This is a genomic window from Zoogloea oryzae (assembly GCF_030161255.1).
In the GTDB taxonomy this organism is placed as follows: domain Bacteria; phylum Pseudomonadota; class Gammaproteobacteria; order Burkholderiales; family Rhodocyclaceae; genus Zoogloea; species Zoogloea oryzae.
In genome coordinates this window covers 1-327 of sequence record NZ_BSPX01000290.1, presented here as the reverse complement: position 1 = coordinate 327, position 327 = coordinate 1, and the positions used below count along the sequence as shown (strand labels likewise).

Here is a 327-nt window from a genome sequence, read left to right as displayed (position 1 = left end):
CGGCCAGTCCTGCGCATGTTCCGCGATGTGTTCGATGTCGTTGGCGGCTGCATTTTTAGGCAGGTAGATCGACGCATCGTGTAGATGCAGCATCGGTTCGGTCGTCAGCAGTTCGACCGAGGCAATGCGCAAACTGGCATCGCGCGGAAGTTGAATCCGCAAACGCAACATCTGCGCGATGCCCGGTGCAGCGCAACCGCCTTGGCCTGCGCTTTTCCAATCAAGGCTGCGCAAGTCGATGCGCAGCTCGCGCATATCGGGTGTCAGTGCATGAGCAGAGGGCATCAGGCATGCAGGTGTTTGATTACCTTGCCACACCAGGCCGAG

The 327-nt window shown here is 59.0% G+C and carries 1 protein-coding gene; it reads right to left on the bottom strand.

The features are described from left to right. Positions 1-327 (bottom strand): hypothetical protein (locus QQK25_RS23445; protein ID WP_284190116.1); only part of this gene is annotated, 327 nt, incomplete at both ends.